A 16,857-nucleotide genomic window follows, 5' to 3' on the forward strand; every position below is an offset into this window, starting at 1 on the left:
TCTGCAATTGATTAAACCCGACTTATTGAGTAAAAAAGCACGGTAAATGTTATATTTGCCCTTTCAAAAATAAAGGAATGCAAATAAGCTACAACTGGTTAAAGCAGTTTATAAATATTGATTGGGATGCCGAAAAAACCGGCAATTTATTGACAGATCTAGGTCTTGAAGTTGAAGGTATAGAAAACTTTCAAAGCGTAAAAGGCGGTCTTAAAGGTATTTTGGTAGGTCACGTGCTTACTTGTGTAAAACATCCTAACGCAGACCGTCTTAAACTCACTACAGTTGATCTTGGTGATGGCGAACCTGTACAGATTGTTTGTGGTGCACCTAACGTAGATGCTGGTCAAAAAGTTCCTGTTGCAACTGTAGGCACAACACTTTACGATGATAAAGGAGAAGCCTGGAAAATAAAAAAAGGCAAGATACGTGGCGAGGTGAGTAACGGTATGATTTGCGCTGAAGATGAGTTAGGTCTTGGCGAAAGTCATGACGGAATTATGATTCTGAAAGATGACCTCAAGCCCGGAACTCCGCTAGCTGAAGTTTTTGAAGTTGAAGATGATATCATTTTTGAAATAGGTTTAACACCTAATCGCGCCGATGCGATGAGTCATATGGGAACAGCTCGTGATCTACGCGCCGGTCTTATACAATCTGGTGTTACTCCAGAGTTTATAACCCCTTCTACAAGTTCGTTTAGAATAGATAACCGCACTCAAAAAATTAGCGTAGAAGTACTCAACAATGAGCGTGCTCCAAGATACTGCGGTATAACACTTAGTGGTCTTACTATCAAAGAATCTCCGGCTTGGATCCAAAATAGATTAAAAGCTATTGGGATTACACCAAAGAATAATGTTGTCGATATCACAAATTATGTTCTACATGAACTGGGGCAGCCTCTACACGCATTTGATCTGGCTAAAATTGCCGGAAAACAAGTGAATGTCAAAACTGTTGCTGCAGGTACCAAGTTCACAACTCTAGATGGTATTGAACGAGAATTGCACGAAGAAGACCTTATGATTTGTGATGCTGAAAAACCAATGTGTATCGCAGGGGTTTTTGGTGGGGAAAATAGCGGCGTGACCGAAGGTACAACCTCTATATTTTTAGAAAGCGCATTTTTTGACCCCGTTAGTGTTAGAAAAACAGCCAAGCGTCACGGTTTAAACACAGATGCTTCTTTTAGATTTGAGCGTGGTATAGATCCTAATTTAACAGAATACGCACTTATTAGAGCGGTTCTGCTCATACAGGAATGTGCAGGTGGTGAGGTCACGAGTGATGTAGTTGATATTTATCCTAAAAAGATTGAAGACCATCAAGTATTTTTAAGCTTTGATCGTGCCGAAAAACTTATTGGTGAAGCTATTCCTAAAGAAACTATTAAGTCTATACTTTCTTCTTTAGACATTAAAATAAATAACATTACCGAGTCTGGAATTGGAATGACCATACCGGCTTACCGTAATGACGTAACTCGCGAAGTAGATGTTGTAGAAGAAATTTTACGCGTTTATGGGTACAATAAAATTCAATTTAAATCAAAGCTGAATGCTTCAGTATCAGAAAGCAGTCGCTTTGCTGATCATAAAGTACAGCAAATCACCGGAAGCCTTTTAGCTTCTTTGGGGTTCAATGAAATATTGAATAACTCACTGACTAATCCGACCTATGCATCCCTCAATGATGCGTTCAAAGAAGATTATAACGTTAAAATACTTAATCCGTTGAGTACAGATCTTTCGGTAATGCGACAGTCTTTACTTTTTTCAGGATTAGAAGTAGTTGCTTTTAACAGCAACCGTCGTCAGCCTGATCTTAAACTTTTTGAATTCGGAAAAAGCTACCACAACTTTCCAGGGGGTCGTGAAGAACACAAGCATTTAACGCTTTTAATGAGCGGTAAGCAAAATTCAGAAAACTGGTTTCAAGCACAGCAGAATACTAGTTTTTTCAATTTAAAAGGAAGTGTTGAAGCTGTTTTAAGCCGTTTAGGCATTAACAATTGGACCGTAAAACCAGTAAAAGATGCTCAATTTTCTGAAGGATTGACCTATACCACTCAGAAAAAACCTTTAGTAAATTTTGGACTCGTACCTAAGACGATTCGCAGTCATTTTGATCTAGACCAAGAAGTTTTATTTGCAGACTTTAACTGGGATGCAATTTTAGATCTTGTAAAGCAAAATAAAATAAGCTTTACTCCTATTCCTAAAAATCCTGCGGTTCGTCGTGATTTTGCTTTACTTCTGGATAAAGAAATAAGTTTTGATCAGATCTATCAGGAAGCGTATAACGTAGAGAAAAAACTTCTTAAAGATGTTGCTCTTTTTGATGTTTACGAAGGTAAAAACCTGCCGGAAGACAAAAAAAGTTACGCGGTGAGTTTCACGCTTCAGGACGAAAACAAGACGCTTACAGACAAAGAAATAGACAAAATAATGAATAAGCTGCAAAAACAATTTGAGCAGCAACTTAACGCGGTTTTGCGCTAATACTTTAGCATTTACAGTATTGTGCGTTCGTGATCAATTGGTTAACTTTAAGAATCTAAAAAAGAAAGATGCTTTTAAAAAGAACCAATATTCACGATAAATTACTTCGTGAGCAACATCGTGCAACTAGTGAGGCCGGTGTTTTAAACTGGGTAAATCAATTCATTAAAAAAACACCATCTAGCAATCAACGTATTTTAGAAAATCTCTCTAAAAACACTGAAGCAGATGTTACTGATTTTAATTTTGATCTGTTAGATAGTGAGCGTATTTTTCACGAACGCAGTATCAAAAAAATCTGCGTGAATTATAGATTACGATTTTTAGATACCCGCTTCTTTAAAGGAACATTTCCTCAGGAAGCTTTGAATGAAATTAAAAATCTTGAGAAAGAGCATCAAACTCCTTTAAATGGATTTAAAATAATGGCACCCTCTAAAATGTTTGTTTTGAATAAGACTGATGATCCGCTATTATTTGCTCCTATGGGTAATGATTATTATTATTTAATTCACAAATGGGGAAACGATTTACACCCTTTACGTAAATTAACGATGTGGCCTTTTAAAAGCTTTGAAAACATCCTTGTAGCTATATTACTCTCCAGCCTAATTGCTACAGTACTAATTCCTGATGGTTTGTTTGCCCCAGAGCAATCATTTAGTCAGGATGTAATGGTTTTCTTTTTTATGTTTAAATCTATTGCAGCAATCGTACTATTCTATGGTTTTGCACTAGGTAAAAATTTTAACACCGCTATCTGGAAGTGTCAATATGATAAAGCACAATGATTAAAGATTCTAGTTATGAGCGCGTTTATACAGGCTCTGAAATAAACGTAAATTACCTTAAAAATAAATTAGATGAAGCCGGAATAGGCAGCGTCATTCGTAACGATCAAGACAGCGCATTAAGAGCTGGCTTTGGTCCTGCAAGTGATTACGGAAGTCAGGCTTTACTTTCCGTTAAAAAAGAAGATTTAGTACGTGCTAAATACATTACTGAAAAAACATTCTCAGAATCCAATCTTACTGAAGCCGAACTCGAACAGCAAGCTAAAGATAGTCGTTTAGAAGAACAGGCTACTGAATTAAAAGGTTCTCGACCGCTTATCTCAAAAAAAGAAAAGCCAAAACGTTCCTTTTTTAATATTGCTCTAAATGCGGGTTTGTTGATTTATTCTTTATGGAGACTCTACCCCTTGCTTGAAGGACAAGAACTTCCCACCTATCGAATTCTTTTGAGTAGTTTTATCGCCGTGTTTTGTACCGTAACGCTAGTGAGACATTTCACAAAAACCAGGTAGCCAGACGCAACTAATTACAAGAGGCTTCATCTACGTTGTAGTTATAAACTAATATAAATTACAACTGATGAAATTTTCACATTTTTTACTTTTAAGCTTATCCGGGTTAATCATCTCCTGTTCAGACACTGATGACTACAAAGAACCTATTTACTATGATTTTGAGGTTTCAGATTTAATAACTTTTCCTGAAGCGCAAGAGACGTATTCACTCAATGACACGCTGTACATTGACTTAACAGTACCTACAACTCTTGTAAGTGATCAGGAAGAAGACATAAGTCTGACTGCATTAGTGCCTAGTGCTCAATTTGCAGAAACCTATTTTTTCAGATATAAGGGAGCTGATACCGAGCAAAAAGCACCTTTAGCATTTACTTTAGAAGATATATTTATTGTTGAGAAAAATGGTACTGGCCGTCTTGTATCTGATTCTAAAGGCTTAGCTGTTACTGCGCTTAAAGATGGAAATGCATATACTGCTCGCTTAGGAATTAAATTGACCGAAGCTGGAAGTTTTTACTTAGCTCCTCACAGTCAATCTGTAGATAATGCATTCTACGTTGTATTACAAGACAGACAAACAACAGATTTCGTAGAGTTAAAAACCACTATTGAGGGGCAAGATCCTGCAAACCGTTTTTCCTATACTGTTGAAGCTGAATAATCACTATTTGTACGCAAAAAAGGTCCGCGATTTACTAATCGCGGACCTTTTTTATTTAAGATAATTAAGACGTAAATGTTAAGCTTCTACAGCATACATTTGCTCGCGTTGTTCTTTTATTTTAGGATCATTCATATAATCGTCAAAAGTTAGGTAACGATCAATTGATCCACCTGGAGTTAATTCTACAATGCGGTTACCCACTGTTTGTGCAAACTCATGATCACTTGTTGTAAGGAGAATGGTTCCCTTAAAGTTCTTTAGACTATTATTTATAGCGGTAATAGACTCCAAATCCAAGTGGTTAGTAGGTTCATCAAACATCAAAACATTTGCACGCTGCATCATCATTCTACTCAACATACAACGCACTTTTTCACCCCCGGATAATACATTAGACGTTTTTAAAGCTTCCTCTCCAGAAAAGATCATCTTTCCTAAGAAACCACGTAAATATACTTCTTCACGTTCTTGTTCAGTTTTTGCGTATTGTCGCAACCAGTCAACTAAAGTTAATTCGTTTTCAAAATATTCCTGATTATCAACGGGTAAATACGATTGATTTGTAGTCACACCCCACTCATATTTTCCTTCTAAAGCTTTTTGCTTTCCATTTATGATCTCATAAAAAGCACTGGTTGCTCTACTGTCTTTAGAATAAATAACAACCTTATCTCCTTTAGCCAGATTCAAATTGACATTTTTAAACAGGATCTCCCCATCTATGGAAGAAGCTAATTTTTCGATATTTAAAATCTGATCCCCTGCTTCACGCTCCCGCTCAAAAATAATTGCGGGATATCTTCTACTTGAAGGTTTTATCTCATTAACATTAAGTTTATCAATCATCTTTTTACGAGAAGTAGCTTGTTTACTCTTAGCTACGTTAGCACTAAAACGACGAATGAACTCTTCTAATTCTTTTTTCTTGTCTTCTGCTTTTTTATTCTGCTGAGCACGTTGACGTGCAGCTAATTGAGAAGACTCATACCAGAAAGTATAGTTACCACTAAAGTGAGAAATCTTACCAAAATCTATATCTGAAATATGCGTACAAACCGCATCTAAGAAGTGACGGTCGTGAGATACTACAATAACACAATTATCGTAATTCGCTAAAAAATTCTCAAGCCAGTTTATCGTCTCATAATCCAGGTCGTTAGTTGGCTCATCCATTATCAAAACATCTGGATTACCAAAAAGTGCCTGAGCTAATAAAACACGAACTTTTTGTTTGCTATCAAGATCTTTTACCAAACTGTAATGTAAATCTTCCGGTATACCTAAACTAGACAATAAAGCTGCTGCATCGCTGTCTGCGTTCCAACCATTCATCTCTTCAAATTCTACCTGCAACTCACCAATACGATCTGCATTCTCATCAGAATAATCTGCGTATAATGCATCTATTTCGGTTTTAATTTTAAACAGAGGTTTGTTTCCTATCAAAACTGTTTCTAGAACCGTATGATCATCATAAGCATAGTGATCTTGTTCTAGAACAGACATACGCTTACCAGGTTCAAGATGAACGTGACCACTTGTAGGATCTTCTTTTCCTGATATTATTTTTAAAAATGTAGATTTTCCTGCACCATTTGCTCCAATAATTCCATAGCAGTTTCCTTGAGTAAAGGAAACATTTACTTCATCAAATAAGACGCGTTTTCCAAACTGTACAGATAAATTTGATACTGATAACATAAGCTTAAGCCCTGATTTTATAATGATTTGCAAAAGTACAGCTAATAAGCTAAAAGAAGAAATATTAACTTTTATATTCTATGTTTTAACTCACAATTAACAGCAGAATTAGCATCTCACAATTACATTTGATGATTTAACCAATATTCGTTTTATTGCAATATTTCTATCTCTACATTTTATGAGCTCTAAGCTAATTTTAGCCACCTGTATTTCCCTACTCGTTCTAATAGGTTGCTCAAAAGAAACGCAAAAAACAGAATCAGGGACTTACATAGGTGGTCAAATAATCAATCCTACTTCTAACTTTTTACTTCTTAAAAAGGATGATAAGCTTATTGACAGCATCAAATTAGACCAAAATAACAGCTTTCTATATAAATTTTCAGATCCCAAACAGGGGCTTTATCAGGTTTTTCATAACGAAGGTCAAGTTATATATGTAGAGCCTAATGACAGTTTACTTTTTAGAGTAAACACATTTGAGTTTGATGAAACGCTGACTTTTTCAGGTTATGGAGCGGTAAACAACAATCTGATAATAGATCTCTACCTTCAGAATGAAGAGGAAAATGATTTAATGCTTCAGCAGGAGATTTACCAACAAGATCCGGAAACATTTACCAGAAGTATTTCAAAAATGAAAGAAGATCGGGAAGCGATTGTTTCTCGCTTTCTTCAAAAATATACTGTAAGTGCTTACTTTGAAAAAATAATTCACGCTATTGTTGATTATGATTTTTATGCGCGACAAGAAGTCTACCCAATGTCTCATTTTGGCGTAGATCGCATTGAATTCTTAGAGAGTTTTCCTAAATCTTTTTATAGCTATAGAGACCATGCAGATTTTAATGATGCAAGCTTATTAGACCTTTACAGTTATCAACGCTTCTTGATCAATTATTTTAATCAGGCAGCTTTTAAAGATTACTACAAGGAAGAACCCTACGACCCATTATCGTTTACGCACAACCTCCACAAACTAAGAATCATAGACTCTAAGATCTCTAATGACTCTGTAGAAAGCTTCTTACTCACCCGAACTATAAAAGATTATTTAGCAAACAGTAACGATAAAAAAGGAGGCCAAACACTATACGATATGTATATGGACCGTATCGCTTCTAAAAAAGACAAGAGACTTATTCAAAAGCTATACGACGCTAATAAAAAGATTGAAACCGGAAAGCATATTCCTAATGAGAGAATCATAAGCTCTGATAGTGACACGCTGAGTATTGAAGAAATCATAAAAAAACCCACTTTTGTATTCTTTTGGTCTTCTGCCCGTAAATCTCATGCGCTTCGAGCTCAAGAGCTAGCCAAAACGCTCATTCAGAAATATCCTGAGTATACCTATATAGCTATTAATGTAAATGATGATTTCGATAAATGGCAGCGAACAATTAATCGCTATCAATTTGATCTATCTAAGCAATATTTCTTTGAAGATAGTTTTGATGAACTTTCTCACGATCTGGCTTTAAACTCACTTCTTAAGACCTTTATTTTAGATCGCAATGGTATTATCATTAATGCCCACGCAAATATCTTTAGTAGTAATTTTGAAAACGAATTACTTCAGGGATTGAATAAATAAACCACCTAGGGCTATTAAAACCTTTGGCAGTGCCAATAAATCTTAGTCTGATAAATTCAAAATAAACATATACAGCAGCATTTTTCTAACAAGATTAACCACATATAATCTTATTAAAATGTCAAATAATTATAGCTTCAACCCCAAGTTACAAAGCATAAAAAAACCCGCTCTAAAGCGGGTTTTTATTTATATAAGTAGCTATTAGCTATTTCCCTTATTGTAATCTGCTAAGAATTTTTCTAAACCGATATCTGTTAGTGGGTGTTTTAATAAACCTTCAATAGAGCTTAATGGTCCTGTCATAACATCAGAACCTAACTTAGCACAGTCAATTACGTGCATTGTGTGACGTATAGAAGCAGCTAAAATTTCAGTTTCAAAAGCGTAGTTATCATATACTAAACGAATGTCAGCTATAAGCTGTAAACCATCTGTAGAGATATCATCAAGACGACCTAAGAATGGAGAAACATAACTAGCACCTGCCTTAGCAGCTAATAATGCCTGGCCTACAGAAAATACCAAAGTACAGTTTGTACGGATACCTTTATCGCTAAAATATTTTAACGCTTTAACACCGTCTTTAATCATAGGTATTTTAACAACAATTTGGTCGTGAAGTGCAGCAAGCTCTTCACCCTCTTTAACCATCCCGTCAAAGTCTGTAGAAATAACCTCTGCACTTACATCACCATCTACAAGATTGCAGATGTCAACATAATGTTTAAGTATATTTTCTCTTCCGCTGATGCCTTCTTTAGCCATCAAAGATGGGTTTGTAGTTACACCGTCAAGAACTCCTAGTTCCTGAGCTTCTTTAATCTGGTCTAGATTTGCTGTATCAATAAAAAATTTCATGTGAAGAATTTAGATTATCAAAATATTGAATCTCAAAATTAAGCAATATAATCGTTAATATTTAAGAAGATAGCATTTAAAACAACTTAAGTGTTGTATTTACACTAAAATCACTCAAATACTATAATTTATAATGATTTAGTAACAAACGTTCATACATTTTGCCTGGAAGAACGCCTTTTAAAAAAACGGAGATTTTCTGCATAAAAGCACCTACTTTATAATGCACTTCAGGCTCTTTAGTATTGATGATTGCATAAACAGCTTCTCCCATTTTTTGAGGATCTTCACCGTGATCTACATGCTCATCCATCAAAGACAGAGACTTTCCATAATTTTTAGCATACGGTGAGTCTTCTAATAAAGGAGCGTGATAGCGACCCGAAGCAATATTTGTTGCAAAATCACCGGGCGCTACATTAGTCAGTTTTATATTGAACTCTTTCAATTCCATTCGCAAAGCTTCGGTAGTCAAACTTAGCGCTCCTTTTGTGGCAGAATAGGCACTGCGATACGGCAAGCCCATATAACCGGCAATAGAAGTTACATTAATGACGAGTCCGTTCTTTTGCTTTCGCATCATAGGAAGAACAGCTTTGATCACCCGTAACGGTCCAAAATAATTAGTCTCAAAAATTGATTTGAGTTCTTCTTCGGGAATCTCTTCTAAAGGGCCGGTAATTCCTTTACCGGCATTATTAATAAGAATATCGATGCGACCTTCAGCTTTAAGAATCTGATCAACTGCAGCAGAAACGGTTTCCTCTTTAGTAACATCAAGGGCTAAAAATTGAACGCCATTATCTGAACTAACTTTAGGGCTTCGGCTGGTTCCATAAACCGTAAATCCTTTTGTAACTAAAAACTCTGCTATTGATTTTCCTATTCCTGAAGAGGCTCCTGTGATCAAGACTACTTGAGACATACATTAAATTTAGAGCGGGGAAAATACGTAAATATAAGGCATAAAAAAAGGCAAGCTACCTACATCACACCGCTACGACCATCTACCCTTGCTGCGTTCCCGCCCTGGGGGAATTCGACAGGAGCTGGTTGTGTAGGACTTGCCGGGTGCAAATATACAGCAATCAAACAGCAAACCAAACGTTTTTTAAACTGAATTTATTGATTTAACTTGACAACAAAATTATTATACATATGCGCAGTTATAACCTTCTCGCTATCTTAACCTTAAGTCTTGCGATTCTCTCCTGTGGCAACGGAAAAGATTTGAGTAAAAGTTTTACTTTAACACTAAACAAGCCAGAATCAACTCTAAAAAACGGAGATCAAGTGGTTATAAACCTCAAACCAAAGGGTGATGTTACCATAGATTCGGTTGTTTATTCTTTTGATGATAACGTTTTAGATCGCAAAAAAGATTTGAGCAGCATTGATGCGATTCTCAATGTTACTCAGTTAGGTGAAAAAATGCTGGAAGCTGAAGTTTATGCAGATGGTAAACAAGCTACTCTCTCCTCTAAGCTTACGTTTGTGGCTTCAGAAGCACCGGTTTTATACACTTATGAAATTGTAAATACTTACCCACACAGCAAAACTTCTTACACCCAAGGTCTGGAATTTCACGGTGACACCTTATATGAAAGTGTAGGTGAATACGGGAAATCTGGCTTGCTGAAAACTGACTTAAAAACTGGAAAAATCCTAAAGCGCATTGATCTTGCCAAGAATTTTTTCGCCGAAGGCTTAACAATAATAGATTCCAGATTGATTCAATTGACATGGAGAGAGAATCAAGGTTTTGTTTACGACTTAGACACTTTTGAAAAAACCGATACCTTCAATTATGGAAAAAGTAAAGAAGGCTGGGGTCTTTGCAACGATGGCAATACCATTTACAAATCTGATGGTACTGAGAAAATATGGCTTCTAGATGCTGAAACCTATGCTGAAAAAGCATTCATTCAAGTGGTAGATTCTAAAAAATTACGATCTAAATACAACGAGTTAGAATGGGTCAATGGTAAAATTTATGCTAACAGCTATCAGTTTGACAGCATTTCGATCATAAATCCAGAAACGGGTGCAATTGAAGGTGTTGTTGATTTGAGATCGCTCAAGAAAAAAATTAATTCTATAGAAGATGCCGGTAATGAAGTTCTTAATGGGATCGCTTACAACCCCAAAACAGACCAGCTTTACGTCACAGGCAAACATTGGGACAAATTGTTTGAGATTCGTCTGATCAAGAAATAATCTGTTGAAAAATCTACTAAAAACCGGACTTCTATTCCTTGCTATCATTACTGCTACGCTTTTTATGAGTGCGTGCCGTGAAGATTTTGAACCTACGCGCAGTAAAGGGAACCTGAGTTTTTCTAAAGACACGGTTTTTTTAGATACGGTATTTTCAAATATTGGCAGCAGCACTTATCATTTAAAGGTTTACAACAATTCAACTAATCTTATCTCGATACCTTATGTCGGTTTATCGAAAGGCGAAAACTCTCAATATAGGCTTAATGTTGACGGCATGGCCGGAACGATTTTTGAAAACATAGAAATTTTACCCAAAGACAGTATTTATATTTTTATTGAAACTACTGTAGATGCAGCTATTCAAACCCAAAACAGCTTTGTATACACCGATCAAATTCAGTTTGATTCTGGTACCAATCTACAAACCGTAGAACTGGTTACGCTTATTCAGGATGCGATTTTTTTATATCCCGAGAAAAATGCCGCAGGTATTAAAGAAACCTTAGAAATTGGTCTTAACGAAACAGGAGTTCCCATAACAGTTGAAGGTTTTTTACTAGAGGATGATCAATTGAATTTCACCAACCAAAAGCCCTATGTTATTTACGGCTACGCCGGAATACCTTCTGGTAAAACGTTGCAAATAGATGCCGGTACGCGTATTCATTTTCATGAAAACAGCGGACTCATTTTTGCAAATGGATCACGTTTAGAAGCAAACGGTGCTTTGAGTGAGGATCAAGAAGTTTTAGAAAACGAGATCATTCTTGAAGGTGACCGCTTAGAGCCAGCATACACCGAAGTTCCCGGTCAGTGGGGAACAATTTGGTTTACCCCCGGTAGCACAGCCTCTATGAATTATGTTACTATAAAGAACAACAACATAGGTATTCTCGCTGATGGAAATACCGGTGATGTGAATCCAGATTTTTACATAAAAAATACACAGATCTACAATACATCAAGTATGGGATTATATGCCTTAACCGCATCAATTCTTGGAGAGAATTTAGTTATTGGCAATTCAGGAATCTCCAATTTATGGCTGCGTTTAGGAGGTAATTATGAGTTTACTCACAGTACATTTGCTAATTATTGGTCTCAAAGTTTCAGAAATACGCCGGCTGTACGGCTAGATAATTTTCTAGAAACCGACTCAGAATTGTTTACTTCGGCATTAGAGCAAGCAACATTTACTAACTGTATCATTTACGGCAATCAATCGCAGGAGATCAGCTTAGAAGCTTTGGCTACCACTGATTTTAATTTCAGTTTTTCACATTCCTTAATCAAATTTGATGATCCTTTTGATGAGTTTGCCGATGATGCCAATTACGACTTCAATAATGAAAATATTTATTTAAATATGCTATTCAGCGAGAATCCTGATTTTAGAAATTCAGCTATAAATTACTACAGAATTGGTGATGATTCTGCAGCAAAAAATCTAGGAGATCCCAGCACAGCACTTAAAATTCCTTTAGATATTTTAGGAGAATCCAGATTAAATCGGGCAGACTCAGGTGCCTATCAAGCAACACTTTTTGAAGATTAGACTATGAACATAAAATTATCTAAGACACTTTTTCTACTTCTACTCTTCTTACTTAATATAGATACTACACGTGGTCAAGCTCCAATATTAGAAGCTGATGCAGATCAAATTTATTGTCCGTTATCAAGTATTACTATAGCTCCTGATTTTGATCTTCAAAATCCTGGCGGCTCTCCAATTGATGCCCTTTATATTCAGATTTCTTCAGGTTACGAAAGAGGAAGCGACTTTTTAGAGATTCCTAACCTACCTAATATTTCACAATCATTTAACCCGGGCAATGCAAAGCTCACTCTTACATTTTCTACTACAATAACCACTGCAGAAATAATTGCTGCGGTCAGAGCAGTTACTTTTAGAAGCTCACGAGCAAACATAAGCGGCAAGAGAGCGTTCTCTATAACTATAGGTCAGGCTAATTATTTACCCTCAACAGACCACTATTATGAGTATGTCCCTGATAATTTAATAACCTGGGAAGCTGCTAAAACTGCAGCTGAGAATAGGGTTTATTATGGTTTACAAGGATATTTAGCAACATTAACATCTTTTGAAGAGGCTGTTTTATGCGGAGAACAAACTCAAGGTGCCGGATGGATCGGTGGTACAGATGAAGCTCAGGAAGGAGTTTGGGAATGGGTTACCGGCCCCGAAGGTCTTGCAGGAGGTGTTGAGTTTTGGCGTGGTGGTCCTAACGGAAGCACCACAACGTTTGCCTATTGGAATAGCGGTGAACCTAATAATGTAAATGGCGGCGAAGACTATGCTCATATTACCGCTCCGGGTATTGGTATTCCCGGCTCCTGGAATGATCTCAGAACAACCGGAGAGACTAACCTAGACTTTCAGCCTAAAGGTTATCTTGTAGAATACGGTGGGATGCCCGGTGATCCATCACTAAAAATTGCTACCTCAACTAGTATCAGCATACCCACTACTACTGTGACAGGAGATACGCGCTGTGGCGCGGGAACTGTAAACTTAAGTGCTAGCACAACAGATGGGATCTTGAATTGGTATGATGCTTCATCTGGTGGAAATCTGGTTCATACAGGAACTAATTACAATCCAATAATTAATACAACTCAAAATTTTTATGTAGCTGGCGAAGCTTTAGGTTGTAATACCGGTAGTCGTAAAACTGTTACTGCAACAATACTTGATGTTGTAGATGCAGCCGATACAATCACCATTAAAAATTGTGATGAAGACGGAACTCCAGACGGTTTTACAGACTTCAATCTTAATAACAGCATACCATTTATTACTAGTGATACCGATATTAATGTTACGTTTTATCAAACCCGATTTGACGCAGATACAAATTCTGGGAATACTATAATAACTCCAGAATCCTATAACAATCAAAACGGCAGCACAATCTATTCATATACCGAAAATGCAAATGGTTGCTTTAAAGTTTCAATTCTAAATCTTGAAGTTTCAACGACTTCGTTTCCATCTGGATATAGTTATAATTTAACTGAATGTGATACAGATGGCACTGTTGATGGTTTTCAAAATTTTGACCTTTCTGAAGCTACCTCCGATATGTTGAGTCAATTCCCGTCAGGAAATAATTTAGAAGTTTCTTATTTTAGAAATGAACAAGATGCACTGCTTGCTACTAACGAGATTCTTCCTCAAAACTCTTATACAAACGAAACTGTAAATGCTCAGACATTATATGTTCGTGTTGACGATGCAACATCGGGTTCATGCTTTGGAGTAGGGCCACATTTGCAACTACTAGTTGAACCCATCCCAGTATTTGATATTCTAAACGAAGGAAAATTCTGCAGTAATGCGAGTTCTTTTACGTTAGAGACCACTAACGCGAGAGACGCTTATACTTATAACTGGACCGATGCTTCGGGTACGAGCATAGGAAATACAGCTTCTGTAGTGGTGAATTCTCCCGGGGTCTATACGGTTACTGCAACTACGGCTTACGGTTGTAAGTCAGCGCCTAAAATGATTGAAGTTATAGCCTCTGAAGCTGCTACAGTAGACATGAATACTATTGAAGTAATGACTGAAAATGAGAGCAATACAATTCGCGTTATTGATTTGAGTAAATTGGGCATAGGTGATTATGAGTTTGCTTTAGATGATGCACTTGGTCCCTATCAAGATGAGGCTGTCTTTAGAAATGTAGCAATTGGTTTTAGAACGCTCTATGTAAGGGACAAAAACGGGTGTGGCCTGAGCAGTATTGAGATTCCGGTATTAGGGTTTCCAAAGTATTTTACACCTAACAATGATGGCTATCATGATGAATGGGGAGCTGCAGGCTTGAGTAATACTAATTTTACCGCAATCACTGTATATATCTACAACCGCTACGGAAAATTATTAAAATCATTAATAGATTTTGACCAAAATTGGGATGGTACTGTACGAGACAAAACCTTGCCTTCTGACGAATATTGGTATACCGTTTTACTAACCGATACGTCGGGAGAGCAGAAAGAATACAAAGGCCATTTTAGTCTAAAACGATAATAATATATGGCCTTTTTATTTACCTACGGATCGCTTCAGAATATCAAAATTCAAAAAGAATTATTTGGCCGAAAACTTGAGGGTAAAAAAGACATTCTAAAAAAGTACAGATTAGGAACTATCAAAATACCTGAAAATCATCCGCAAGCAAAAACATATTTTATAGCTATATATACCGGTGATAAATACGATCAAATAGCGGGAAGTGTTTACGAACTACAAGACTTCGAATTAGCTCTTGCAGACGAATATGAAGGAAGCTCCTATGAGCGAAAAATTATCACTTTAGCCTCAAACACAAAGGCGAATATTTATTGTGAAATCCAAAAAAACAACATTGATTAAAATGTTAATAATTTCTTAAAATATTTTCAATTTATACAAGTGATATTTTAATATCTATAATTAAATCTCGTTTAATTTCATTCAAAACACTGCATATTCAGATCTTTAAGGAATTCCTCATCAATTTCATCTGAGAAAACTCGCAATACGTCTAACATAAAATAGTTTTATAGATAAAGTTCTCTTTTTTCAGGATAAAGAACACGCTAAAAAGACTAGTAAAAACGAGTTCAATATTTTAGCTGAAAATCTGAATTATTGATGAGAATAACTTTAATACTTATTTTGGTTTTAATCACCCAGTTTACCAGTGCTCAAAAATTGAGCCATTTAAACGGTGATATTACTATTTCGCTTGAAGATGAAACTATAGACGCTACTTATAAAATCACAAATCTTCCTATAGACACACAAACGCTATCTTTCAGGCTTAATGAATACATAAAGGTTGATGCTATCTATCTTAACGGAGATCGAATTGCCTCAAGTAAAGTTCCACAAAATTGTGACGATTGTTTGATATATACCGTGCTTGTAGGGTGTGAAATAGAAATCAATCCGCAATCGGAACTTAAAATTGTAACAAGAGGTAAATTCAAAAAATTTGAAGATCCTAAAGATGCTAAACGATATAAAGGTCAGCTTGTATATTCAAACGGTGTTTTAAGAGCGGGAAATACAGATAAATGGTACCCTGAAATTGTAAATAAGTCTAGTAATATTTCAGATTATATGAACCCATTTATTTATACTTATTCGATTACTGCTAATTGTGATACGTGTGATAAAATTTATATAGGAAAAGGCAAACCCCAACCCAGTGGATCTGTTTTTACAAATAATGAAGTAGCGGGAGATCTGGTTCTTTTGGCAGGTGATTTAAATTATCAGACAGGTAAATATGCTAATTATATAAATGTACCCGAAAAAGATATCCCGCAACTGGAAGCTAAATTTGCTAAAACTCGCGGATTTTTAGAAGAATTGACACAGGTTTCTGATGATGATAAAGTCGTATATGCTCAAATAAGTTCTCCAGTTTATGGTAATGAGAGCACCTATAATACTATCATCAATACAGCTCAAAATGTTGATTCTGATAAAATTGACTATGCTATTAAAGAGAGTGACGCATACTATTACTTAGCAAGTAACTTTAAGCCTGAAAATCAATTAGATAAAATGCTTTTACAATCACTAGCTAAATATGTAAAACTTAAATATCTTAAAAAATACAACCCTAATCAGTACAATTCACTCAACAGCTATCTTACTAAAAATGCTGTTACAACCACGCCTACCACAGATCAAACTCGTCTACAAGCACTTCTCATAACACCTCAGCAATTTGTGGATCTCGAAAATGCAATTGGTGAAGTTGAAATGTCTCGCTTCATCAGTAATATGTTTCAAAATCTAAAAGTAGGTAAACGCAGTCTACAAGCTTTTACCGATAGTATGAACCAAATAACAGAGAGAACAGATTATATCAACCAATTTGAAAAAGAGCTCGTTAATCAGTTTGAAATGAGATCTATCATACCTGTTAGTGAAGAAGTTATTACAGAATATTAATATTTAGAATATCTT

General features: G+C 36.0%; 13 protein-coding genes and 1 other RNA gene. 10 read left to right on the forward strand and 4 right to left on the reverse strand.

The window, feature by feature from the left end:
• Window positions 1–77: 77 nt before the first annotated feature.
• From pheT to DSM03_RS11925, 4 genes are all read left to right on the forward strand, one after another.
• On the forward strand, window positions 78–2,504 hold the full coding sequence (pheT, locus tag DSM03_RS11910; RefSeq protein ID WP_128762139.1) for a phenylalanine--tRNA ligase subunit beta: 2,427 nt from the start codon (window positions 78–80) through the stop codon (window positions 2,502–2,504).
• 68 nt (window positions 2,505–2,572) lie between these two features.
• On the forward strand, window positions 2,573–3,295 hold the full coding sequence (locus tag DSM03_RS11915) for a hypothetical protein (protein ID WP_128762138.1): 723 nt from the start codon (window positions 2,573–2,575) through the stop codon (window positions 3,293–3,295).
• Window positions 3,292–3,810, forward strand: coding sequence for a putative signal transducing protein (locus DSM03_RS11920; protein ID WP_128762137.1), 519 nt, complete (start codon window positions 3,292–3,294; stop codon window positions 3,808–3,810). The genes DSM03_RS11915 and DSM03_RS11920 overlap by 4 nt, the downstream gene beginning before the upstream one ends.
• Before the next feature lie 67 nt (window positions 3,811–3,877).
• Window positions 3,878–4,477, forward strand: coding sequence for a hypothetical protein (locus DSM03_RS11925; protein WP_128762136.1), 600 nt, complete (start codon window positions 3,878–3,880; stop codon window positions 4,475–4,477).
• Between the two features lie 78 nt (window positions 4,478–4,555).
• Here the strand turns inward: DSM03_RS11925 and DSM03_RS11930 are convergent, their stop codons facing one another.
• On the reverse strand, window positions 4,556–6,181 hold the full coding sequence (locus tag DSM03_RS11930) for an ABC-F family ATP-binding cassette domain-containing protein (protein WP_128762135.1): 1,626 nt from the start codon (window positions 6,179–6,181) through the stop codon (window positions 4,556–4,558).
• 181 nt (window positions 6,182–6,362) lie between these two features.
• Between DSM03_RS11930 and DSM03_RS11935 the strand changes: the two genes are divergently transcribed.
• On the forward strand, window positions 6,363–7,781 hold the full coding sequence (locus DSM03_RS11935) for a TlpA family protein disulfide reductase (protein ID WP_128762134.1): 1,419 nt from the start codon (window positions 6,363–6,365) through the stop codon (window positions 7,779–7,781).
• A 204-nt stretch (window positions 7,782–7,985) separates the two neighbouring features.
• On the opposite strand, the gene fsa is transcribed toward DSM03_RS11935, so the two are convergent.
• From fsa to ffs, 3 genes are all read right to left on the reverse strand, one after another.
• Entirely contained in the window at window positions 7,986–8,642 is a 657-nt protein-coding gene (gene fsa, locus DSM03_RS11940; protein ID WP_128762133.1) for a fructose-6-phosphate aldolase, read from the reverse strand.
• 121 nt (window positions 8,643–8,763) lie between these two features.
• Window positions 8,764–9,567 carry an SDR family oxidoreductase gene (locus DSM03_RS11945; protein WP_128762132.1) on the reverse strand — a complete coding sequence of 268 codons (804 nt, stop codon included), beginning with the start codon at window positions 9,565–9,567 and terminating at the stop codon, window positions 8,764–8,766.
• A gap of 45 nt (window positions 9,568–9,612) precedes the next feature.
• An RNA gene (gene ffs, locus DSM03_RS11950) (signal recognition particle sRNA small type) lies at window positions 9,613–9,712 on the reverse strand.
• Window positions 9,713–9,800: 88 nt separating this feature from the next.
• On the opposite strand from ffs, the gene DSM03_RS11955 reads away from it, so the two are divergent.
• From DSM03_RS11955 to DSM03_RS11975, 5 genes are all read left to right on the forward strand, one after another.
• The gene (locus DSM03_RS11955) at window positions 9,801–10,859 is read left to right on the forward strand and encodes a glutaminyl-peptide cyclotransferase (protein ID WP_128762131.1); all 1,059 of its coding nucleotides are present in this window, start codon (window positions 9,801–9,803) and stop codon (window positions 10,857–10,859) included.
• Between the two features lie 4 nt (window positions 10,860–10,863).
• The gene (locus tag DSM03_RS11960; protein WP_338068247.1) at window positions 10,864–12,417 is read left to right on the forward strand and encodes a hypothetical protein; all 1,554 of its coding nucleotides are present in this window, start codon (window positions 10,864–10,866) and stop codon (window positions 12,415–12,417) included.
• A gap of 3 nt (window positions 12,418–12,420) precedes the next feature.
• Window positions 12,421–14,922 carry a T9SS type B sorting domain-containing protein gene (locus DSM03_RS11965; RefSeq protein WP_128762130.1) on the forward strand — a complete coding sequence of 834 codons (2,502 nt, stop codon included), beginning with the start codon at window positions 12,421–12,423 and terminating at the stop codon, window positions 14,920–14,922.
• A gap of 6 nt (window positions 14,923–14,928) precedes the next feature.
• On the forward strand, window positions 14,929–15,267 hold the full coding sequence (locus DSM03_RS11970; RefSeq protein ID WP_128762129.1) for a gamma-glutamylcyclotransferase family protein: 339 nt from the start codon (window positions 14,929–14,931) through the stop codon (window positions 15,265–15,267).
• Between the two features lie 261 nt (window positions 15,268–15,528).
• Window positions 15,529–16,842 (forward strand): hypothetical protein, encoded by a 1,314-nt coding sequence (locus DSM03_RS11975; RefSeq protein ID WP_128762128.1) that lies wholly within the window; start codon window positions 15,529–15,531, stop codon window positions 16,840–16,842.
• The last annotated feature ends 15 nt before the right edge of the window (window positions 16,843–16,857 follow it).

This window comes from Leeuwenhoekiella aestuarii, assembly GCF_004104055.1.
GTDB lineage: Bacteria > Bacteroidota > Bacteroidia > Flavobacteriales > Flavobacteriaceae > Leeuwenhoekiella > Leeuwenhoekiella aestuarii.